The sequence below is a fragment of the Mucilaginibacter sp. KACC 22063 genome, assembly GCF_028736115.1.
Taxonomy (GTDB): domain Bacteria; phylum Bacteroidota; class Bacteroidia; order Sphingobacteriales; family Sphingobacteriaceae; genus Mucilaginibacter.
On record NZ_CP117877.1, the window covers coordinates 35,566 to 57,362 of the forward strand.

Below are 21,797 nucleotides of genomic sequence, written 5' to 3' on the forward strand. Positions count from 1 at the left end.
AGTAGATTTGTTTCTAACTAAACTACCCTATGAACGTTTCTGATAAAAAGATTATCATATTTGATGACGATGAGGATATTTTATCCATATGCTCTTATATCTTAGAGGAGCAGGGATGGGATGTTCACACGTTTACCGACTGTAACAACATTGTAGAAAAAGTACGCAGTGTAAACCCTGCGGTTATCCTGATGGATAACTGGATACCCGATGCGGGTGGTATAGTTGCTACACAAACGCTAAAAAAAACAGAAGATCTTAAAGATATCCCGGTAATTTATTTCTCTGCCAACAGCGATATTCAATTGCTTGCAGAACATGCCGGTGCAGAAACTTACCTGGCTAAACCATTTGATCTGGATGCCCTGGAACAAATCATCAACACGGTTTTAGTAAAAGAATAAAGCATTTAATGGTATCATAAACAAAGAGCGCCTGCTGAATTTCAGCAGGCGCTCTTTGTTTTATTCTGTTCCCGGCCCGCCAGGGCCACCACCACCCGGTCCACCCGGAGGAGGGCCGCCCATGCCGCCATCGCGTCTGCGGTAACCGCGGTCACCATCAGGGCCTTGCTGCATAGGTGCACGGCCGGCAAATTTCTGTAGCCTTAACGTAAAGGTAAGCAGGAAGTAACGGCCAAGCCTGTTCACATTGGTTTGGGTAATGGATGTGGCTGTAGCATTGTAGGTATAGCCGGTATTTTCATTAAATATATCGAATACTGAAGCGCGTATGGTACCTGCATAGTTTTTCAGGAAACGGCGCTCAACATAGGCATTCAGGATATTAGGGTTAGTAACCGGAACGGTATAGCCATAGTTGATATTATGTGTATAATCATAACTTACTGTCCAGTTTTTCCAGAAATAGTTTTTACCATTAAGCCCTAATCCCAAAGTACGTACGTTTGATCCGGCCTGGGTTAAAGCATTGTTGACAGAATTGCTTGTTTTATTGATAGAATAGCTGGTCAAGGCTTGTACGTCAACAATATCGGTAATATCTAAACGGAAACGTAAGCGTGGCGTAAATGAAAGTGTCTTGGCAATATTTTTTTGTGTGGTAAGTGCTACAGTGTTAGAATCCACACTTCCTACATAACCAACATTATTGGTATAGCTTACGTTACCATCAAGAAAGATATTGTATTTACGGTTAGAAAATGGTTTTCCAAACGTTGCAAAACCCGAAGCCTGGTAATAGCCATTGGTATTTACATACTCTGTAAGTGTGGTATTTTGCAGTTGGCTATAAACCGGATTGGCCGCTACGGCTGCGCTTTTAGGTATGCTGATAATATTGGTAGATATTTTATCATTGGTTTGCGTAAACTGCGCATTCAGGAATAAAACATCACCAGTGGCAAAGCTGAATTTATTATAGCGTAGCGAGAAGTTGTTGGCAAATTCTGGCTTAAGCAATGGATTACCCTGCACAGGATATAACGCGTTTGAGTAATCTATAACTGGTTGTAACTGGCTAAAGCTTGGCTGGTTGTTGTTGCCATTATAATTAAAGCTTAACGAGTTACTGCGTGCAAAGTTGTATACAAAACGTGCGGTTGGCGCAAAGTTTACGGTGGTTACACGGGTATCAGTATTTGTCGTAACCGAGTGCCCATCTAATGTGGCAGGCTGTACACCCACACCCAAGGTATAATTATATTTTTTATCAACAACGCGCAGGTTTAAGCCAACCCGGTTGGTGGTAAAGGTAAAATTATAGTTGTTGCTTAAGCGCGAATAAAAGTCATACGTACCAGCGGTATTAAGCGTATCTGTTGCTTTATCGCTTGAGGTATAAGAGTGGTTATAAGCGTAATTAAGCTCCAGGAAGGTGATTTTTCCAAGCGGCTCAATGTATGACAGGTTTGCACCTACAGAATTGGTTTTACTGTCAATATTGATCATCTGGTTAACAGGGGCCAATGGTAAACCCGCTGTGTAGTTATAAATAGGGTTTTGTGAACTGTTGCTTTGGCTGGTGCTTAAATTAACATTGATGCTCAGGTTACGGCCATGGCTGTTGAAACGGTGATTATACAATGCCGTTAAGCCAACAGTTGGGGATGATGAATTAGCATAAGTGCTGGAGTTATATGCCGAGTTGGTATAAAGATCTCCGGTGGTGCGTGATGTAAGCTGATTTAAAACATCATCATTAGACAGGGTAAGTGTTTTGGCGTATGAAAATGTTGGTGTTACCTTTAAATAGTTGATGGTGTCGGGACGCCATTCCATGTTCCATGTAAAGCGATGGTTGATATTATTATCACTTTCTATACTGTTTTGGTTAGTATTACTTGGAAAACGACCAGTGTTAGTTTGTTGAGAAATACTGTTTGTATTAGTACTGTTATCGGCAAAGCTATAACTGCCATAAACAGAAAGGTGTTTGCCCCATTGGTCGCGGAAGTTTGCACCAATTGAATGTACATCTGTTATACCATTCTGATTGGTTGTGGTGCTACCCGAGCCTCTGGCTGCATTGCCACGGCCACCGCCACCACCGCCACCAAAGTTGCCGCCTGCACCGCTGCTGCCGAATGAGAAAGTGTTGATGTTGGTGTTGTTAAGTGTACCTAAAACCGAGATCTGCTGATCACCTTTAAACTTAAAGTAGTTTAATGAGCCGAAGTAGCGGTTCTGATTATCTGTTGATGCCACACCGGTGTTGCCGCTCCCCTCTTTAGGCAATAAATCATAACCATCACCACCGGTTGCCTGTAATGAATAGCCATAATTACGATCCTTACGGATATTCACATTTAATACCTTAGTCGGCTCACCAGTTTTAATGCCTGTAAGGTTAGCCTGGTCGCCATAATCATCAACCACCTGTATGCTTTCCAATAGATCAGCAGGGATGTTTTTAGTTAATGAGGTAACGTCGCCCCCCATATAATCCTTACCATTGATACGCACTTTTGTCACCGACTGCCCCTGTGCCGTTACTGCACCCGTAGAAGGATCTACATCAACACCCGGTGCTTTTTTCAAGGCATCTTCAAGTGTAGCATTAGGCCTTACATTAAGTGCGGCAACGTTATATTGTACGGTATCTTCTTTAACGGTTACGGCATTAACACCAACAATGGTTACGCCTGCCAGCATTTTAGATGATGATTGCAGGATGATGTTTCCCAGATCAGCAGCCTTACTGTTAGCATCAATATTATAATGTTTAATAGATGTTGTATAGCCAATAGATTTGATAGTGAGCGTGAGTTTTGCTCCTTTTACATTGGCAAAAACAAACTTGCCGTTAACATCGGCAATGGTATTCAGGCTATCGCGCTGATCTGATGTTAGGGTAACTACGCTGCCCGGAACGGATAGTTTGGTAGAGTCAATTACGGTACCTCTCACCTCGTGCGTGGCTTGCCCATGCGCATACAGAAGTGAAAAAAGAACGAAGAAAAGCAATAAAGGTATTCGTTTCATAAAAGTTTGATCAAAGGATATTCGTTTTGGTTACTTAATACAATAGTTTGACCATAAAGGTTCAATAAGTTTATTGTAATTAATTGATTTAAATAGGATTGTTACATATTGCATGTGTTTGTTACATATTATGTCATGCTTATTCGTATATGAGTTCCTTACATGTTAGTTATCAAGGTTTTGCTCGTTAAGGCCGATGTATGATAATATCTTTGCGCTGTAACTATCACTTACCGGGATTTCATTATCGCCGATCATTAACCTGGTCTTTTTAAAGGAGCGCACCTTGTCAAGCGCCACTATAAATGATTTATGTACCCGGGCAAAATCCTTTTCTGGCAAACGCTCTTCCATGTAGCGCATAGTAAGCCTTGTAATAACAGGCTTAACCGAAGTAGTTAAATGGATTTTGATGTAGTCTTTTAAGCCCTCAATAAAACTGATCTCGGGTATATTGATGCGCACAACAGAATAATCGGCGTTTACAAAAAGGTAGTCCGGGTTGTCTTCTTTAACTGGCTGATCTTTTTGCTGCCTCAGTGTAAACAACTCATGTGCCTTATTAACAGCTTTCAAAAAACGGTCGAAAGCGACGGGTTTAAGCAGGTAATCCACCACGCTAAGGTTAAAGCCATCCATCGCATAGTTTTCATAAGCGGTAACCATAATCACCATCGGCGGGTTGGTTAGCGTGTTTAAAAACTGTATTCCGGAAATGCCCGGCATTTGAATGTCCAGAAAAATGAGATCTACAGGTTGATTACGCAAAAACTCCATGGCCTCTATAGCGTTTTTACATTTGCCTTTAAGCTCTAAAAACGGCACCTGCAGCACATTGTCTTCCATTAATTCCAGTGCAAGCTTTTCATCATCAACCAAAAGGCATCTCATCATTGTAGTTTTATTTTAAGGTTGACAATAAACATCTTATCATTCCGGCTGATATCTAATGAATAAGCGTCGTGGTATAATAACTCCAGCCTGCGCTGAACGTTAGTAAGGCCAATGCCCGAATTTTTATCTTTTGAATCCAGTTGGGGGGCAATGGAATTCATTACTGCGAAATGCGCCCATCCTGTTTCTTTGTTAACATTAAGCTGGATGTTAATCAGCGGGTCGGTTACCATCCCCACCCCATGCTTAAAAGCGTTTTCAACAAAAGGTGTTAACAGCATCGGCTCAATCTTAAAATGGTCAATATTTTCGGGCGGATTGAAAATGATCGTTACATCATCGCCAAAGCGAAGTGTTTGCAGGTAAATATAACTTTTAAGGTATTCTATCTCGCGCGCCAGCGATACTTTCTCATCATCGTTCTCATACAGCATGTAGCGCATCAGTTTGGATAGTTCGATAAGTGATGGCTCAAGTATGTCCGACTTTTTGCGTGCCAGCGACACCATGTTATTAAGAATGTTAAACAGAAAGTGCGGGCTTACCTGCGAGCGTAAAAAGCTGAGCTCTGTTTTTAGGTTCTCGTTTTCTTTCTCTTTCCTGATTTTTTCCTGACGTGCATTGTCTGTAATAATGCGATAACTGGTGCTAACGCCTATAATAAATACATAAGTGATAATATTAGTGAAATACCAGCCAAAACCTTTATCAAACGGGCCACGGTCCATACGCGGGTGCATCCCGTCGGGGCGGCCATCAAACCTGCCCGGGCCATGCGGTGGGCCAAATGGAAACAGTGCATGTTCAATGATGCCATTTATGCTTAATGCAGCACCAACCGTAATAATTACCGTTAAAATATATAGCCATGTTTTTTGAGTATATAACTTGGGGTAAAGCAGGTAGGCATTAAAGTAAAAGATAAGGGCAAGTAAGGTGTTATTGATAATAAGCTTATACTGCCAGTGGCTTATGCCATGATTAGTATTAGGATTTCTGAAAAGATAGGGCGAACTGATAACAAGCGCCCAAAGCACAACATGCAAAAGCGGTTGTAAATACTTGCCGGTTATAAATCTTTTAGCAGCCATTTAATAATTGTTAATCAAATATAAATTGAGGATTAATACAAAAAGCTGAAATGAGACCAACTCAATATTTTTTGCGACGAAAAGCGGCCCCCGGCATTTTTTGAAAAAAATGCTGAACCCGTAATACTATGTTAACATAGTTGCCCGTTTTATTTAAAACTATAAACAGCAACAATGCCACAACTTTACTTATTAACAAATCTTCAGGGGATTATTAAAAATAAATAAAACCTGTTGATTTACAAGTTGTTAAAGTAATGATAAAGCATTGAGTTATGAGCAAATTACGCGCTTCTCTGCACGCCCGGGTACACAGCTGGATAGATTCAGTTGGGTTTAGGTTAAATGCCTCTGAAACCGACAACAAAAGTAATGTGACCACGCGCCACTATTTTTTTGAGACATTTAATTTTATTGAAAGGCTTGATAGCAATGCCCCCGAAAAAGCCAAATTTTTATGCTTTGATCCCTATGGTGAAAAAATGAAGGTGAACTCTTTGCTTGATCTTCAGAGTGCCTTTTTCGAAAACATCAGCCAGCTTAAATAGAAACCGTTTAGATTCTTCTTTTAAGGGTTAAGATAAACCGGTAACGTTTTTTGCCACGTAGCACGTCAATCAGTAAACTTCTGTCGGGGCTTGAGCGGAATATGTTGTCTATATCCTGTATGGATATATCCGAAACATACTTAAAATTGATGGCTATGATCCTGTCACCGGGTTCTATCCCGGCGATGTCGGCTGCCGAGCCTGGTTCAATGCGGTTTACTATAATGGCATTTAGTTCCTGGCCTTCAGCGAAGTATTCCATGCCGCTCATGTCGTGCTCAAACGGCTTTTTAAAATCGAGGGCTGGTTTTAAATACAGCGCTTCCTGTTGATAGTCCATAATCAGAGTAAAGCGTTTCAGGATGTTAAGGCCAAGGTTGCCGTCACGCGATACGCTCATCATCTGCTGCCTTACCGAATCATCGAGCGGGAAGGAGGTGATCACCTCCTTAAAACGGTATTTGCCGATATCCAACTCCTTTATCCTGCTTAAATAACCAACTACGGGCCCATTTAAGCCAATGCCTAAATTGCCTATGATGTGTTTGGCTGGGAGTAGGTCTTTTTCAATCAGGTTTTCAAGCATTAAAGGATGGCCTGCCCCAAAATCAATCACTAACTTAGTGTCCATTTCATGCTGGTCATCAACCCTGACACGCGCATGCATGTAGGGTTTATTTTGCTCTATCGTGATCGGAATTTTATAACCCTTTCTTAAACCTTTAAAGCTGCCTGTGCGGCCAACGGTTAATGTGCTGTCCACAAAATTGAATTTAACAGCCAAGCTGCTAAAAAAATCATAGCCTATTAATCCATGTATAGGCATCCCTACATACCCTGATAAATTGAACATGTCTTTCTTAAGTGCGGCGGCAGTAAGACCCTTACCCTCTACCCCGTTTATATCGAAATGAATACTGGCTAATATCTGCGCTTCTATGGATTCGCCTTCGCCAAGGCCTGTAAGTTTAATGGTTCGCCGACTCTTAATACCTACCGAATCTGCAAGTGCAGGATCTGTGATAATGATAATGCCGACACCACTGTCCAGTATAAAATTATAAGGCCCCTTGCCGTCAATGGTAGTTCGTACAATAATCATGTTGCGTACCATGTGAAACGGGATGTTGATTTTTTTGCGGTTAGGCGGCATCTCAAGATACTGCGCTTTTACTGTTGTTAATCCCTGTATAGAAAAAACAAATAAAAGAACAGCCAGCTTTACAATATGAAAGGGCTTCGCAAACAAATTATGGTTATAATTGGAAGTTAAATTTAACTAAACATATCTATCAATCAAACTATTACATGTTGCGTAAAGTAATACAGGTTTTAATTATCGTGTTGGCATTTGGCGCTGTAAAAAGCGTGGCTTATGGTGATGGAATTAAGAAAAGGAAAATAAAGAAGCTGTTTAAGGAGTCGGCTATTATGCAATCGCATTTCACCGGGTTTGCGCTTTACGATATGGACAAGCAGGATACGGTGTTGCTGCTTAACGCCGATAAATACTTTACGCCAGCATCAAACACAAAGCTTTTTACCTTTTACACCAGCCTCAAAATACTGGGCGATTCTATACCGGCATTGAAGTATCAAATTCATGGCGATTCATTATTGTTCTGGGGAACTGGAGATCCGTCTTTTCTGCACCCTGACCTGATAGGCAACAATGGCTTTAATTTTTTAAAGCAATCGGATAAAAAGCTTTTCTACTGCAGCGGGACTTATCAGAACAAACCGTTTGGCAGCGGCTGGGCCTGGGATGATTATAATGATTACTACCAGGCTGAGATCAATGATTTTCCTTTATATGGTAACCTGATTGAAGTTTATGCTGATGCTAACAACCACTTAGCTACAAAGCCTGCATATTTTAAACAATGTATAAACACAGATAGTGCTTATACGCCTGACAAGTTCAGCATTCAGCGGAGTTATATCAGTAATCGGTTAACTGCACCGGCAATGGCTGTAACTGCAGGCTTTAAACAATACGTGCCCTGGCAAATCAGTGATACGCTTACGGTAAAATTGCTTAGCGACACCCTGAAAAAGCAAGTAGTATTATTGCATAAGCATATCCCTGCCAATTCGCAGCTGATCTACAATGCTAATGCAGACACCGTTTACCGCCATATGCTGCAACCCAGCGATAATTTCATAGCAGAGCAATTACTTTTAGCCTGCTCGTCGGTAAAGTTTGGCTATCTTAATTCAGACTCTGTGCGAAAATACGCTGTGGACAGTTTGCTGAATGACCTCCCCGATAAACCGCAATGGGCAGACGGATCAGGCCTTAGCCGCTTAAATCTTTTTACACCGAGGGATATGATCACTTTGCTGAACAAAATATCAGCGGAATTTAAAGATGAGCAGTTTTTGCATAGCCTGCTGCCCGAAGGGGGCGTAAGCGGTACGATAAAGCATGCCTATGCTACTGATAACGGCCAGCCGTTTGTATGGGCTAAAACCGGATCGTTATCAAACAATTATAACCAAAGCGGGTATATGGTTACTAAACAGGGGCGCAGATTGTGCTTCAGTTTTATGAATAATAACTTTACCGAACCAACGTCTGTAATAAGGAATGAGATGGTGAGGATAATTACCTACATCCATGATAATTTTTAAACCTATGAAAATACTTGCCTTTGCCTGCGGGCTATTCATGCTTTCGGCCTGCGCATCGCAACAGGAAACCAAAACCAAATGCGGTAGCGTAGTTTGTACCGAAGAATTTATTATGATACCGGTTAAAGTAATTGCTACAAAAAGCAGCGAGATTAACTTTAAAACTTACAAGGTAATTAACCTGAACACAGGTAAAGAAGTGAAAAGTAATGGATGGCCGGGAAAAGATAATCCGGGAACTGTTGTAGTAGCCGATGATGGGCACCGGCACGACTTTACAGAGCAGGGCACCGCATTGCAGTTACAGATTACAAGGAATGATGGACGTGTAGTTAAGCAGGACTATAAGATTGGGGGCGGCCGTTGTGCATGCCATGTAAGTAAGATAAGCGGACCAGACCAGGTTGATATTGATCAGTAAATAATGATTTGCTAATTTAAGATAGTAAAACGAACCCCTTAGAAACAGTAAAGCCCCTGATGGGCAGGGGACTTTTACTAACCAATTATAAACCTAAATTATGAGAAGAGCTGTTGGGGAAGGACTCGAACCTTCACAGAGTGGTTAGCCCGCATCGGGTTTCCCATATTCTCCGCCACCGGGACAAGGAGGTGTGTCTGCCAAAAATTTCACCACCCAACAATGTTTTTCTTATAAAGAACAACCGATATTTCCGGTTTGCTTAATACAAATTTAATAGCCCAATCAATTTCTTGCAAATATTTCAATAAAATAATTTTATTTTTATTCAAATTTTAATTAGACTTGTGATTAAATAATGAATTGAAAATTTATGCCCCACAAAAAAGCACAAAATTTAGAAATTGATAATCTCGATATTCAGATTTTATCAATATTGATGAACAATGCCACTACGCCTTATACAGAAATTGCCAAAGAGTTGATTGTTTCTGGCGGAACCATCCACGTTAGAATGAAAAAACTGGAGGAAATGGGCGTGATTAAAGGAGCAAGCCTTGAGGTAGACCCCCAAAAGCTTGGATTTGATATTACTGCCTTTTTGGGTATATATCTTGAAAAGGGATCGCAGTATAATGAGGCAGTAAAGCGCTTAAAGGAAATTAAAGAAATAGTAGAGCTGTACTACACTACCGGTAGCTGGAGTATCTTTGCAAAAATTGTATGCCATGATACCAGCCACCTGCGCGAAGTGTTAAACGAGCAGATACAAAGTGTACCAGGCATACAACGTACCGAAACCTTCATTTCATTAGAAGAAAGCATTAAAAGGCAAATCAGCCTCGACTGATTTACTTAAACTTGTTCTTCAGGGCAGCAAGTTTGCTTTGCATATCTGTTTCGGGCTCTTTTTTGATATTGGCCCGGGTGTCGCCTTGCTTTTTTGTGCGCTCCCCGGGTTCGGCATTTTTCATTGATAATGAGATGCGCTTGCGGTTTACATCAACTTCGGTTACGGTAACCATTACCTGTTGATGTACCTTAACCACCTCGTTGGCATCCTTTATAAACCTGTTGGCTATCTGGCTTAAATGTACCAGTCCATCCTGGTGAACACCGATATCTACAAACGCACCAAAATTGGTGATGTTGGTTACAATGCCGGGCAGTTTCATGCCCACTTTTAGGTCATTCATGGTATTGACACCTTCGGTGAAACTAAATGCTTCAAATTTTTCGCGTGGGTCAAGTCCTGGTTTTGCCAGCTCGGCCATAATATCATTCAGTGTCGGCAAACCAACCGTATCAGTAATATACTTCTTAAGCGGGATGCTTGCGCGCAGTTTATTATCGCTCATTAAATCTTTAACCGAGCAGCCATTGTCTTTAGCCATTTGCTCCACCAAAGCATAGCGCTCGGGATGTACAGCGCTGGCATCAAGCGGGTTCTCTGCCCCGCGGATACGCAGGAAGCCAGCCGCCTGTTCAAATGCTTTATCACCCAAACGGGCCACTTTCTTCAGTTGGTCGCGTTTTACAAAAGCACCGTTTGCATTACGGTAATCCACAATGTTTTGCGCCAGCTGCGGGCCAAGGCCCGATACATAAGCTAATATTTGTTTTGACGCGGTATTCAACTCTACTCCTACTGCGTTTACGCAGCTGATCACGGTATCATCAAGTGACGTTTGTAATTTATTCTGATCAACATCGTGCTGGTACTGGCCAACACCAATTGATTTAGGGTCAATTTTTACCAGTTCTGCCAGTGGGTCCATCAGTCTGCGGCCAATAGATACTGCGCCACGTACAGTTACATCCTGGTCTGGAAATTCATCGCGTGCTGCTTCAGAAGCGGAGTAAATAGAAGCGCCGCTTTCGTTAACCATTACTATGGTTACGCCATCTAAATTAAGGTTGCGCACAAATAATTCTGTTTCGCGGCCTGCTGTGCCGTTACCAATGGCAATAGCTTCAGTATGATACTTGGTAACTAAATGGCGCAGTGTTTTTTCAGCTTCGGCTAAACCACCTGCCCCGCTATGCGGAAATATGGCGGTATACTCAAGTAACTTGCCCTGCTCGTTTAGGGCAACAACCTTACAGCCGGTACGGAAGCCCGGGTCAATGGCAATCATGCGCTTTTGCCCAAGTGGGGCAGCTAATAATAATTGACGTGCGTTTTCGGCAAATACTCGGATGGCCTCATCATCGGCTTTCTTTTTAGTGATCAGCCTTACCTCTGTTTCCATGCTTGGTTTAAGCAGGCGTTTATAGCTATCGCCAACAGCCAGTTTAACCTGCAACGCGTTTGGGTTATTAGCCGTTATAAAATGCTTTTCGAGCAATGCAATGGCATCATCTTCTTCCGGTTGAATATCCAGCCATAAGATATCCTCTTTTTCGCCGCGGCGCATAGCTAATACGCGGTGCGATGGCGCTGTTGAAACAGGTTCGCTCCAGTCAAAGTAGTCTTTGTATTTAATGCCGGCTTCTTCCTTGCCGCTTACCACACGCGATTGTATAGTCCCTTTGTTGATAAACAACTCTCGCATGGTCGCACGCACGTCAGCATTTTCGCTGATGGTTTCTGCAATAATGTCCCTTGCCCCCGCTAAAGCTTCGGCAACGTTATTCACACCTTTTTCGGCATCAATAAAATTGAGCGCTTCCTCTTCCGGGTCACCTTTGCCCTGTGCCAGGATAATATCCGCCAACGGTTGCAGGCCTTTTTCGCGGGCTGCACTTGCTCTGGTTTTACGTTTAGGGCGATAAGGCAGGTAAATGTCTTCCAGCGCAACCATTGTATCCGCTTCGTTAAGCTGTTTCTCTAATTCGGGCGTAAGCTTGCCCAAGTCAGTTAGGGATTTGATAATGGCTTCGCGGCGTTTATCCATATCGCGCAGCTGCTGTATGCGGTCGCGAATGGCAGCCACCTGCACTTCGTCAAGGCTGCCGGTTAGTTCTTTACGGTAACGGGAAATAAATGGCACGGTAGCGCCCTCATCAAGCAGGCCAACGGTAGTGTTTACCTGTTTTGAGGAGATAGACAGCTCTTGCGCAATTTTAATATAGTGATCCATGTACAAATCAAATTAAGGCTGCAAAGTTGTAGCTATCTGCACATAAGTCAAAATGTTTTTTGGTGATAATTTAAAAATTAACACATCAAGCAGCAAGACTAAAAGCGGATGTTTAAGCCGGTATTAACGCCCCATGTATTACGCGCAGCGCCATTGAATTGAGTTTCGGGCCTGTCGCCATTGATCCGGAAAAGTCGATCGACACCATTGCCTGTTTCCCAGTGCTGATAATTGCCCGATATAAACACAGTCACTAAAGAGCTGATCTGATAATTGATCTTCAGTCTCGATTGTAAGCCAAATCCATTAGCATTTTGCCTGAAACTTACCGGATGTTCAAAATCCAAGATCTGGTTCCAGTCGGCACGGCTATTATAATTTACCTGGTTATAAATAAGCGTAGGTTCTAAACTTATTTTGTTGGTTAAAGGGGCATTGACAGTAATCCCCACTAATGCGCCTTTCCAGGTGGTTTTATAGGTGGTATGAAGTGTGGATAAGTCAGAAGTTGTATTGCCAAGGATGTAAAGGTTCTGATTATTGAGCGTATATCCGCCAAATGGCTTAACAGATAGCCTACGTACTTTAAAGATGTATCCTAATTGTACTGATGCATTTTGGATGCTGCCTTTATCTGCGGCAAAGGTTTCATTGTAAATATTGTTGCTGCGATTATCGTCCTGGTAGTCTGAATCATTAACATGCCCCGCCTGAATAGCGGTGATATTGTATTGCGCAGATGCTTCAAAACCTTTCCAAAAGTTCCAGCTTAACGCTGCCCCTGTATTTAGACCGCTTACCTTCCATTTCAATTCCGAATAGATATTAGGACTTGTACCTGTGCTGTTACCGGCTATTGACCAATGAAAGTTTTCCTGCTCATAACCCGTATAAAATTCAGCATGAAGCTTACTGCTGGTCTGCGCAAAAACAGGCAGGCATGTTAGCATAAGCAATGCTACAAGGCAGGTAAGCTTGTTAATCATTCAGGTTTATAATGGCCAGTTAAAATAAGCATTAATCTGACTAAGATGCTATAGGTATGAACAAAAAACGCAACCCATTGGGTTGCGTCATAATCACATATTATAAAATCACAATCTTTACAAACGAGGAGGCGCCGGTGGCGGAGGTGGCAGTTTGATATGTATGCCACGGCGATGACGGACAGCCCTGCGACGAACATATGGGCGGCGCGGACGGCGTAATCTTGGTGCTCCCGGCGGCCTTGGCGGCGGCGGTGGCAGTCTTTGAAAAAATGCTCCGGCTACAATTGCTGTTTCAACAGCAGGCTCTGCTTCAACAAATTCGAAGCTGATAGCCATTAAAAATATTACAAGAAATATTTTGCTGAATTTCATAAGTAGATGTAGAGTTTCAGTTTACCTAAGATGCTCAACAGCAGGCTTTGCTATTTGTTTTATAAAAATTTAAATTATTCATTTACATACTTATACAGGAAGTCGGCTGTAAACTGCCCTGCTTGCAGCCAGCGGTTTTCAGTGTCTTTCCCACCTTGAAAAAACGGGTTGAAATGTTTCTGCAGCTCATGCGAATACCCCTCAAAAACTTTTGTGGCATTCGGAATTTTAAGGGCATCTGCCTGGCGCTGTATAGCAGCGGGGCCGTATAAGCCACCGTCTTTATCGTCGGGCTTTACAATACCGTCATTACTGCCGTAAACATTAACAATAGGCACCTTTGCATTTTTTAACCATGTCAAATCAAATATGCCTCCCCAGTAATTGATCACTGCTGTAACCTTCAGCCTGTCTGTAGATTGTGTGGCTGCATGGCTTTCGTCAAGTGCTACTTCTTTAGCTAATTCCGCATTGTTGCTGTAAGCTGCCTGTAAAGCGATGATCCCCCCAGCCGAGTTTCCGGCTAAAATAATTTTATCGGGGTTAATGCCATATTTCGCGGCATTAGCACGAAAGTATGCAACGGCCATTTTCGCGTCCTGTACGGCATAATAAGCGCTTTTCTTCAACGTGCCGAATTTAAATATCGGGTTGCCTTTACTTAAAGTATAATTGATGGCAGCACATACATATCCCCTGCGGGCAAAGGTTCTGCACCATAGCTGTATGCCTTTGGCATCTTTTGAGCCAAATTTAAAACCGCCGCCATGCATCCATATCATCAGCGGACGGGAGGCAACATGATCACCCGCAGGCCTGAAAAGGTCAAAGTCGTTGGCTGTTTCGTGCTTAGTACTATCTGTGTTATAGTTAAGATCTTTATCTATCACAAGATTCTCAAAAACCATGTCCTTGTAACGTTGTTGGGCATTTGCATAAGCAAGGGAGCTAAGTATAACGGCGCAGATCAGCATGGCTTTTTTGTACATAGTCTTTTGTTTGTTAAAGATATACGTTACAAAGCTTTAAGGCGGATGTTTGTAAAACATCTGCATTTGGCAATTTTATTAAATTTGGCATTCAGCGTATAGCTTATTATGATAACCGGCTTAGGAACAGATATTGTAGAAGTTGACAGAATGGAGCAGAGCATACTGCGTGCAAACGGTTTCAGGGAAATGGTGTTCTCAGCCCATGAAATACAGTATTGCGAACGTATGGCCAACAAATACGAGCACTATGCCGCCCGCTTTGCAGCTAAGGAAGCCTTTTTTAAAGCATTAGGTACCGGCTGGAAAAGCGGTACATCTTTTAACGAAATAGAAGTGTTTAACGATGCCAATGGTAAGCCGGAGATCAGGCTGTTGGGGCAAAGTGCCGAAGCGGTTGGCCCGGTGCGCATATTAGTATCGCTTACACATGTACAATCAATGGCTGCGGCCACTGTAATAATAGAAAAATGATGATGCAGCAAACCGACGAAATGACCTTGTTACAGGAACAAAAGCTAAAGGAATTATTACAATACCTTACTGTGCATTCGCCGTTTTACCGCGAAATGTTTGCTTCGCACCAGATTGATATAAGCGCCATTAACACCCTTGCCGACCTGGCTAAAATACCTACCACAAGCAAGGAAGATCTCCAGCAGCGCAATGCTGATTTTCTATGTGTTCCGCAGCAGCAGGTGATCGAATATACGTCTACATCTGGTACGCTGGGTGGGCCGGTTAGTATAGCACTTACCGATAAAGACCTTGACCGGCTGGCACTTAACGAGTATAACTCTTTTCTAAGTGCGGAAACCACTCCTGATGATATCTATCAACTGATGCTCACGCTCGACCGACAGTTTATGGCAGGTATGGCTTATTATTTAGGGCTAAGAAAATTGGGTGCTGGTATTATTCGCCTTGGGCCGGGTGTGCCGTCATTACAATGGGAAACCATCAACAGGTTAAAGCCTACGGCTATTGTTGCTGTACCGTCGTTTATATTAAAGCTGATTCAGTACGCTAAAGATAATGGGATTGATGTTAATGCATCATCAGTTAAAAAGGCAATATGTATTGGCGAAAATGTGCGTAATGCAGATTTTTCACTTAACGTATTGGGTAAAAAGATAACAGATGCCTGGGATATTCAGTTGTATTCTACCTATGCATCTACTGAAATGCAAACTGCTTTTACAGAATGCAGCGAAGGCCGGGGAGGGCATTACCAACCCGAGCTCATGATTGCCGAAATACTGGATGATGATGAAAACCCAGTTGGGCCATATACCGCCGGAGAACTTACCATAACAACGCTTGGTGTTGAAGGTATGCCATTGCTGCGTTATAAAACCGGCGATATATGCATGTACTTTGATGAGCCTTGTGCCTGCGGTAGAAACAGCTGGCGATTGTCGCCGATATTGGGACGCAAAAAGCAAATGATCAAATTTAAAGGCACAACTTTATACCCGCCTGCTTTATTTGATATCCTTAACGAGCGTGAAGAGATCAAAGAATATGTTGTTGAAGTATATTCAAACGAGGTGGGGCTTGATGAGGTGCTGCTATACATTGTACCGTCAGAACAGTCGGTAGAGTGCGACCATCGTATCCGTGCTTATTTACAAGCCCGTTTACGGGTAAGCCCTCATATCAAATACCTTTCATTGGAAGCTATACACAAAATGCAGTTCCCGGAAACAGTACGTAAAGCAGTGAAGTTTGTAGATAAAAGAAACTGATTTGGTCACACGGCAATAACCTTGTTGTTCAAAACGCCGAAAACCTGGTCGTTATCCTGATGGCGAATAGCTACCCTTCCGGTAAATTTCCCGAACGAGGGTAATATCCCCTGCCTTTTACCGAAGGTAAAGCAGGGCAATGTTATGCTTTGGCGGCCCTTTCCGGATAAACGTACGCCCGGATGAATATGCCCGCACAGTACATATCCGTTTGCTGCTTCAAGACTGTCGTGGCTTTGCGGATGATGCAGCATCAGAAAAGGACCAAGCAGGTATTCTTTCGGAGTCTGGATGTTCAGTTGGTGGTAATGATGATCTTTAATAATATCATGGTTCCCTATTACCAGGATGATTTCTAAGTTGGGAAATTGCTCGCGCCATAGGACAAACCAATCCCAGTCGGTATTTTTATCGCTGTGGAAAAGGTCACCTAAAAAAATGAGCTTTTCAGGCTGGTATTGTGCAATAAGATCTGATAGCACTGCCAAATCTTCCTGTGCAATTCCTTGCGGAATAGCGATGCCTGCTTTGCGAAAATGCCCCGACTTACCCAGGTGAACGTCAGCAGCAATCAAAGCTTTCTCCTGCTTCCAGTAAATTGCCTTTTCAGGAAGTAACAACAGATCTTGTCCAAGCAGGGAAAGCTCGGCTCCGGCACATATCTTCATCAACACAAATATACAAAATGCTATTAAATTTAGCTTTTGTAGTTGAAGAACCGTTTAGATTAACGCCTAACGATAAATGCAATAAATAACAATACCGCTGCTGTTAAAAACTGGAAGATCAAATATTTTAAAGGTATTTGCTTCATAGTGGTAATTTTTAGTTATACATTATTATAACGAAGATACTTAATAAAGGTTACACTTGTCAATATTTTTACCATTTCTTTTAGAAAAACACATTAAAAGCAATAATTTGTTGCGAAAGTGAATAATATGAGGTGGCGTATTAACAAATTGGAAAATGTTTAAAACAAAAAGACCCGGTTAAATGCCGGGTCTTTTTGTCATATTAAAAGCTATCAGATTATTGTACCTGGAAGCTATTGGTAAAGTTGGTACCATCCGGATAAATACCCGAGATAACTACCATGCCATTACGCATGTTGGTAATTGCTTTATCAATATCAGCAACACTGTTAATAGGTGCCCTGTTGATGCTGGTAATTACTGTACCAACCGGGATTTCGGTATCGTCAAATAAACCACCGTTACGTACCTGGGTAACAAGTACACCGCTGTTAACATGATATTTGGCTTTTTGCTGCTGAGTAAGCGGCTGGAAGCTTGCACCTAATTTATTGTACAGCTCTTCTGCTGATTTTGAAACCGCAGCTGTACGTGGTGTGCCTGCATCTGCTTTAAGTGTAACGTTAAACTGTTTGGTTTCGCCGTTACGGTCAACAGTTAGTTTGATGTTATCGCCTGGTTTTAAACGGCCCACACGCTCTTGCAAATCTGATGACTCATAAATTGTGTTACCATCTACTTTGGTAATTACGTCGCCTTTGCGGATACCTGCAGCTTGTGCACCACCGCCCGGAACCACATCATTCACATACAAACCGTTAGTGTTTTTAACGCCAAGCTGTGATGCGTTGTCTTCGTTCAACTCAGCGAAGTTCACACCAATGTAACCGCGTTTTACACTGCCATAACGCTCAATATCATCAAGCACCTTTTTAGCAAGGTTAATCGGAATGGCAAAGCCATAACCTTCGTATGAACCGGTGTGTGATGCAATGGCCGAGTTAATACCGATCAGCTCGCCTTTGGTGTTTACTAATGCGCCACCGCTGTTACCTGGGTTAATGGCAGCATCGGTCTGGATGAAAGACTCAATCGCTTTGTTAACACGTGGTGGTGCATTGCGTGCCGGGCCAAAAGGGTTGTTATTATCATCATCATCGTTCTCGCTGCCGATGATACCAATATTACGGCCTTTTGCACTTACTATACCGGCAGTTACAGTTGATGTAAGATTAAATGGATTACCCACGGCCAGTACCCATTCGCCTACGCGTACATCATCAGAGTTACCTAACTTAACAATTGGCAAGTTGGTAGCGCTCACCTTGATCAGGGCAAGGTCTGTATTTGGGTCAGTACCAATTACCTTAGCCTCAAAACGGCGGTGGTCATTGGTGGTAACCGTAATTTTATCAGCTTTTTCAACAACGTGGTTGTTGGTAACTATATAACCGTCTGGCGAAATAATTACACCCGAACCAGAAGCCATTTGAGGCGTTTGCTGGCGAGGGCGTAAACGCTGGCCAAACATCTGGCCGAACAGATCGTCCATTTGATCTCTTCCGCTGTTTGCCTGTGCGCTGTAAGTAGTACGGATGTAAACCACTGCCGGCGTTACTGCAGCAGCAGCTTGTGTAAAATCAACATCACCTGCCGATGAGGTGATGGCAGCCGTTTTGTTGCTGGCGAAGTAAACTTTCTGACGGTCTTCAAACGTCATGCTGTCTGCGCTTTTTGTTTCTAACAATTTATAAGCGCCGATAGCCATTGCGCCGCCAACCATGGCTGTTAACAATGTTAAACCTATCTTTCTCATATCTATTTTTTTGCCTCTTTAAGTTGTAATGAACCTGGTGGTTCAAATTTAATACCATATAGACGGTATGAACAATAATAAGTTATTAGCATTTTTGTTAAAAAATGTTAAAGTGGCGCTATTAAGCTAACAACTGTTTATCAGTTTTGCCTTCAGTGCGTTTACTTGTTAACAAAAAAGGATTATAAAAGTGAAATTGCAATTTTATAAATATCAAGGCGCGGGTAATGATTTTGTTTTGTTCGATAACCGCGATAATGCCATAAACCATCATGATCCGGCGTTGATACAGCGTATTTGCGACCGCAGGTTTGGTGTTGGCGGCGATGGAGCCATGTTTCTGGAAAATGAAGAAGGCTATGATTTTAAGATGGTCTACTATAATGCCGACGGGCAACCAAGCAGCATGTGTGGTAATGGTGGCCGATGTATCGTAGCTTTTGCAAAGCATTTACAGGTAATTGATACCGAGACCAACTTTTTGGCAGTGGATGGGCCTCATTATGCCAAAATTTCAGAAGAAGGCGATTGGGTTAGCTTGCAAATGATCGATGTAAACGAAGTCAGCCGTGATATTGATGCCTATTTATTAAACACAGGGTCGCCGCATTATGTACAGCTAACTAACGGATTAGCTGAAAAAGATGTATATACCGAAGGTTCGGCTATCCGTAATAATGATACTTACAGAGCCGAGGGCATTAATATCAACTTTGTTGAGCCCATGACCGAGGGCTACTTTGTGCGCACCTTCGAGCGTGGTGTGGAAGACGAAACTTATGCATGCGGTACAGGTGTTACTGCTGTAGCATTGGCAATGGCTAAACATCATAATCAAACGGGTATAATCAGTACACCTATAAAAGTATTGGGCGGTAACCTGAATATTCGCTTTAACTATGATGGCGAAAGCTATACGGATATTTTTCTGGAAGGGCCGGCAAAGCAGGTTTTTAAAGGGGAAATAGAGCTATAGTCTTTGTGGAAAAATAACTGAATATCAGTATGTTTGTTAGGTGCTGATGCACTTAACCAATGAGGCCGCTTTTAAAATCCTTTTATAGTCTTTTAATCATTCTGTTTACTGCGTGTCACTGTTTTGGCCAGGGTCCGGCTACATGTAATGGTAGCCTGGGCAAGCCTGTAGTGAACGAGACCTTTGGTGCAGGTGCAGGGCCGGGCGCGCCATTAGGGGCTGCTATTACCAACATGAACTATACTGCTTCAAACTGCAATGTACAGGATAGTTATTATACCATTACCAACCGCATAGATAATAGCTGTATCCGTACCTGGTTTACCGCAACAGATCGTACCGGCGATGCTAACGGGTACTTTATGCTGATCAATGCCTCGTATGCGCCGAGCGTATTTTACACTAAACGGGTTTCGGGAGGGTTGCTTTGTGCCAGCACCATGTACGAATTTAAGGCGTACATTATGAATATTCTTTCTAAGACATTTTCAAACGGCGCTATTGAGCCTAATATCACTTTATCAATAGAAAAAACAGACGGCACCATACTGGCATCGGTAAATACAGGCTCTATTCCTTCGGAAGATTTGCCAACATGGAATCCGTATAGCGTCATGTTTCAATCGCCGGCAGATGGTTCTGATGTAATTATTAAAATGACCAATAACGCTGCTGGTGGAAATGGCAATGACCTTGCGCTGGATGATATTACGTTTAGCCCATGCGGCCCCCTGATACAAACAGGTTTTGCTTCTGCAACGGATAATGCTAATCAGAACAGGTGTAAGGGCCAGGACCTTATTTATACTTTACATGGTGCGCAAACGGGCTATGTTGGCCCGGTTTACAGGTGGCAGCAAAAGGCACCGGGAGATGCCGATTGGAGTGATGTTGCTGGTCAAACAAGCAATGAAGCTAAAATAAATGTACCGAATGCAGCAGTAGGGGTTTATCAGTATCGCATGGGGGTAATCAATGCAGCGCAGGTTGGCTCAGAAAGCTGCTGGATATATTCTGACTCATTAATTATTAATGTTTACGGTCCATCTCAAAACGCAGTGCAGGCAAATACAGCGGTATGTACAGGTAATGCATTGCAATTAAATGCTACGGATGGCGACACTTACCAATGGACAGATCCACAAGGAAATTCCTTACCTGCTGGACCCAACCCTACAGTAACAACTAATGCGACACATAATAATGCGGGTGTTTATAAGGTAATGGTAACTAAAAACGGCTGTCCGGCTTTTTTTAGCACTACAGTAACAGTTTATGATCAGCCGGTGTTGGCTTCTTTATCAGATCAAACGATTTGCCAGGGGAGTTCAGTCCAGCTAAATGCTCAGGCTCAAAATGTGAATCATTATAAATGGGTTCCCTCAACCGGTCTTGATCATGATGATATTGCCAATCCGGTAGCATCCCCTGCTGTTACTACCTCATACACACTAACCGTTTACAATGATGGTTGTCCGGATACTAAATTAACAACAACCGTTAACGTGAATGTGCTTAAGTTGCCCAAAGCAGATGCCGGGACGGATATTAAAATGTTCGAAGGTTCTACTGCTACAATTAGCGGCAGTGCGCAGGGAGACCAGGTAAGTTATTATTGGACACCAACTGACTTTTTAGATGATCCGTCTTCACTTACACCACAAACCAGCGCAACCAGCGATATTACATACACGCTTCATGTGGTCTCATCATTATGTGGCGAAAGCGACGACCAGGTGTTTGTACGGGTATTTAAAAAATTGGATATACCCAATGCGTTTTCGCCCAATGGCGATGGTATCAATGACCTCTGGCAGATTAAAAATCTAAGCACATATCCCCAAGCGTTGATAAGTGTTTACAGCCGCTATGGGCAAAAAGTATTTGAAAGCAGGGGTTATAGCGTGCCATGGAACGGCACCTACAACTCGGCATTATTACCTGCCGGGACTTACTACTATGTTTTTGATTTGGGCGACCCCGAAGTGCCTAAAAAAAGCGGGTGGGTTCTGTTGGTAAGATAAAGAAAAGCCCCCGG

At 42.6% G+C, this 21,797-nt stretch carries 19 protein-coding genes and 1 tRNA gene; 9 read left to right on the top strand and 11 right to left on the bottom strand.

Going from position 1 to position 21,797, the window contains the following annotated elements:
- Positions 1–29 precede the first annotated feature (29 nt).
- Positions 30–404, top strand: coding sequence for a response regulator (locus PQ461_RS00160; protein ID WP_274207588.1), 375 nt, complete (start codon positions 30–32; stop codon positions 402–404).
- Positions 405–464: 60 nt separating this feature from the next.
- Here PQ461_RS00160 and PQ461_RS00165 read toward each other — a convergent pair whose 3' ends face one another.
- From PQ461_RS00165 to PQ461_RS00175, 3 genes are all read right to left on the bottom strand, one after another.
- Positions 465–3,443, bottom strand: a complete 2,979-nt coding sequence (locus tag PQ461_RS00165) for an outer membrane beta-barrel protein (protein WP_274207589.1) — start codon at positions 3,441–3,443, stop codon at positions 465–467.
- A gap of 165 nt (positions 3,444–3,608) precedes the next feature.
- Complete coding sequence (locus PQ461_RS00170) at positions 3,609–4,337, bottom strand: LytR/AlgR family response regulator transcription factor (RefSeq protein ID WP_274207590.1); 729 nt, start codon at positions 4,335–4,337, stop codon at positions 3,609–3,611.
- The gene (locus PQ461_RS00175; protein ID WP_274207591.1) at positions 4,334–5,428 is read right to left on the bottom strand and encodes a sensor histidine kinase; all 1,095 of its coding nucleotides are present in this window, start codon (positions 5,426–5,428) and stop codon (positions 4,334–4,336) included. The genes PQ461_RS00170 and PQ461_RS00175 overlap by 4 nt, the downstream gene beginning before the upstream one ends.
- A gap of 275 nt (positions 5,429–5,703) precedes the next feature.
- Here PQ461_RS00175 and PQ461_RS00180 point away from each other — a divergent pair, with 275 nt between their 5' ends.
- Positions 5,704–5,976 (top strand): hypothetical protein, encoded by a 273-nt coding sequence (locus tag PQ461_RS00180; RefSeq protein WP_274207592.1) that lies wholly within the window; start codon positions 5,704–5,706, stop codon positions 5,974–5,976.
- A 7-nt stretch (positions 5,977–5,983) separates the two neighbouring features.
- Here PQ461_RS00180 and PQ461_RS00185 read toward each other — a convergent pair whose 3' ends face one another.
- Positions 5,984–7,225, bottom strand: coding sequence for an aspartyl protease family protein (locus PQ461_RS00185; RefSeq protein WP_274207593.1), 1,242 nt, complete (start codon positions 7,223–7,225; stop codon positions 5,984–5,986).
- A 59-nt stretch (positions 7,226–7,284) separates the two neighbouring features.
- Between PQ461_RS00185 and PQ461_RS00190 the strand changes: the two genes are divergently transcribed.
- Positions 7,285–8,610 carry a D-alanyl-D-alanine carboxypeptidase gene (locus PQ461_RS00190; protein WP_274207594.1) on the top strand — a complete coding sequence of 442 codons (1,326 nt, stop codon included), beginning with the start codon at positions 7,285–7,287 and terminating at the stop codon, positions 8,608–8,610.
- 4 nt (positions 8,611–8,614) lie between these two features.
- A complete protein-coding gene (locus PQ461_RS00195) occupies positions 8,615–9,031 on the top strand; it encodes a hypothetical protein (RefSeq protein ID WP_274207595.1) in 417 nt (138 codons plus the stop codon).
- A 110-nt stretch (positions 9,032–9,141) separates the two neighbouring features.
- Here the strand turns inward: PQ461_RS00195 and PQ461_RS00200 are convergent.
- A tRNA-Asp gene (locus PQ461_RS00200) sits at positions 9,142–9,253 on the bottom strand.
- A 151-nt stretch (positions 9,254–9,404) separates the two neighbouring features.
- On the opposite strand from PQ461_RS00200, the gene PQ461_RS00205 reads away from it, so the two are divergent.
- A complete protein-coding gene (locus tag PQ461_RS00205) occupies positions 9,405–9,881 on the top strand; it encodes an Lrp/AsnC ligand binding domain-containing protein (protein WP_274207596.1) in 477 nt (158 codons plus the stop codon).
- Between the two features lies 1 nt (position 9,882).
- Here the strand turns inward: PQ461_RS00205 and PQ461_RS00210 are convergent, their stop codons facing one another.
- The 4 genes from PQ461_RS00210 to PQ461_RS00225 all read right to left on the bottom strand — a co-directional run bounded on the left by PQ461_RS00210 (position 9,883) and on the right by PQ461_RS00225 (position 14,464).
- Complete coding sequence (locus PQ461_RS00210; RefSeq protein ID WP_274207597.1) at positions 9,883–12,114, bottom strand: Tex family protein; 2,232 nt, start codon at positions 12,112–12,114, stop codon at positions 9,883–9,885.
- A gap of 98 nt (positions 12,115–12,212) precedes the next feature.
- Positions 12,213–13,100, bottom strand: a complete 888-nt coding sequence (locus PQ461_RS00215) for a hypothetical protein (RefSeq protein ID WP_274207598.1) — start codon at positions 13,098–13,100, stop codon at positions 12,213–12,215.
- Between the two features lie 117 nt (positions 13,101–13,217).
- The gene (locus PQ461_RS00220; protein ID WP_274207599.1) at positions 13,218–13,475 is read right to left on the bottom strand and encodes a hypothetical protein; all 258 of its coding nucleotides are present in this window, start codon (positions 13,473–13,475) and stop codon (positions 13,218–13,220) included.
- Positions 13,476–13,549: 74 nt separating this feature from the next.
- On the bottom strand, positions 13,550–14,464 hold the full coding sequence (locus PQ461_RS00225) for an alpha/beta hydrolase (RefSeq protein WP_274207600.1): 915 nt from the start codon (positions 14,462–14,464) through the stop codon (positions 13,550–13,552).
- 108 nt (positions 14,465–14,572) lie between these two features.
- Between PQ461_RS00225 and acpS the strand changes: the two genes are divergently transcribed.
- Both acpS and flxY read left to right on the top strand, forming a co-directional pair.
- Positions 14,573–14,938, top strand: a complete 366-nt coding sequence (gene acpS / locus PQ461_RS00230; protein WP_274207601.1) for a holo-ACP synthase — start codon at positions 14,573–14,575, stop codon at positions 14,936–14,938.
- Positions 14,935–16,212, top strand: coding sequence for a flexirubin biosynthesis putative acyl-CoA ligase FlxY (flxY, locus tag PQ461_RS00235; RefSeq protein ID WP_274207602.1), 1,278 nt, complete (start codon positions 14,935–14,937; stop codon positions 16,210–16,212). The genes acpS and flxY overlap by 4 nt, the downstream gene beginning before the upstream one ends.
- A 5-nt stretch (positions 16,213–16,217) precedes the next feature.
- On the opposite strand, the gene pdeM is transcribed toward flxY, so the two are convergent.
- On the bottom strand, positions 16,218–16,880 hold the full coding sequence (pdeM, locus tag PQ461_RS00240; protein WP_274207603.1) for a ligase-associated DNA damage response endonuclease PdeM: 663 nt from the start codon (positions 16,878–16,880) through the stop codon (positions 16,218–16,220).
- Between the two features lie 364 nt (positions 16,881–17,244).
- On the bottom strand, positions 17,245–18,783 hold the full coding sequence (locus tag PQ461_RS00245) for a Do family serine endopeptidase (protein WP_274207604.1): 1,539 nt from the start codon (positions 18,781–18,783) through the stop codon (positions 17,245–17,247).
- A 190-nt stretch (positions 18,784–18,973) separates the two neighbouring features.
- On the opposite strand from PQ461_RS00245, the gene dapF reads away from it, so the two are divergent.
- Both dapF and PQ461_RS00255 read left to right on the top strand, forming a co-directional pair.
- Positions 18,974–19,759, top strand: coding sequence for a diaminopimelate epimerase (gene dapF, locus PQ461_RS00250; RefSeq protein ID WP_274207605.1), 786 nt, complete (start codon positions 18,974–18,976; stop codon positions 19,757–19,759).
- A 59-nt stretch (positions 19,760–19,818) separates the two neighbouring features.
- Positions 19,819–21,783 carry a T9SS type B sorting domain-containing protein gene (locus PQ461_RS00255; RefSeq protein WP_274207606.1) on the top strand — a complete coding sequence of 655 codons (1,965 nt, stop codon included), beginning with the start codon at positions 19,819–19,821 and terminating at the stop codon, positions 21,781–21,783.
- Positions 21,784–21,797: the final 14 nt, after the last annotated feature.

Bases quoted from the DNA above. Each gene is read 5' to 3' on its own strand.
- PQ461_RS00245 (WP_274207604.1), bottom strand. From the start codon at position 18,783: ATGAGAAAGATAGGTTTAACATTGTTAACAGCCATGGTTGGCGGCGCA.
- PQ461_RS00165 (WP_274207589.1), bottom strand. From the start codon at position 3,443: ATGAAACGAATACCTTTATTGCTTTTCTTCGTTCTTTTTTCACTTCTG.
- PQ461_RS00255 (WP_274207606.1), top strand. From the start codon at position 19,819: ATGAGGCCGCTTTTAAAATCCTTTTATAGTCTTTTAATCATTCTGTTT.
- PQ461_RS00170 (WP_274207590.1), bottom strand. From the start codon at position 4,337: ATGATGAGATGCCTTTTGGTTGATGATGAAAAGCTTGCACTGGAATTA.
- PQ461_RS00225 (WP_274207600.1), bottom strand. From the start codon at position 14,464: ATGTACAAAAAAGCCATGCTGATCTGCGCCGTTATACTTAGCTCCCTT.
- PQ461_RS00180 (WP_274207592.1), top strand. From the start codon at position 5,704: ATGAGCAAATTACGCGCTTCTCTGCACGCCCGGGTACACAGCTGGATA.
- PQ461_RS00195 (WP_274207595.1), top strand. From the start codon at position 8,615: ATGAAAATACTTGCCTTTGCCTGCGGGCTATTCATGCTTTCGGCCTGC.
- PQ461_RS00160 (WP_274207588.1), top strand. From the start codon at position 30: ATGAACGTTTCTGATAAAAAGATTATCATATTTGATGACGATGAGGAT.
- PQ461_RS00220 (WP_274207599.1), bottom strand. From the start codon at position 13,475: ATGAAATTCAGCAAAATATTTCTTGTAATATTTTTAATGGCTATCAGC.
- PQ461_RS00175 (WP_274207591.1), bottom strand. From the start codon at position 5,428: ATGGCTGCTAAAAGATTTATAACCGGCAAGTATTTACAACCGCTTTTG.
- PQ461_RS00190 (WP_274207594.1), top strand. From the start codon at position 7,285: ATGTTGCGTAAAGTAATACAGGTTTTAATTATCGTGTTGGCATTTGGC.
- PQ461_RS00210 (WP_274207597.1), bottom strand. From the start codon at position 12,114: ATGGATCACTATATTAAAATTGCGCAAGAGCTGTCTATCTCCTCAAAA.
- acpS (WP_274207601.1), top strand. From the start codon at position 14,573: ATGATAACCGGCTTAGGAACAGATATTGTAGAAGTTGACAGAATGGAG.
- pdeM (WP_274207603.1), bottom strand. From the start codon at position 16,880: ATGAAGATATGTGCCGGAGCCGAGCTTTCCCTGCTTGGACAAGATCTG.
- PQ461_RS00215 (WP_274207598.1), bottom strand. From the start codon at position 13,100: ATGATTAACAAGCTTACCTGCCTTGTAGCATTGCTTATGCTAACATGC.
- flxY (WP_274207602.1), top strand. From the start codon at position 14,935: ATGATGATGCAGCAAACCGACGAAATGACCTTGTTACAGGAACAAAAG.
- PQ461_RS00205 (WP_274207596.1), top strand. From the start codon at position 9,405: ATGCCCCACAAAAAAGCACAAAATTTAGAAATTGATAATCTCGATATT.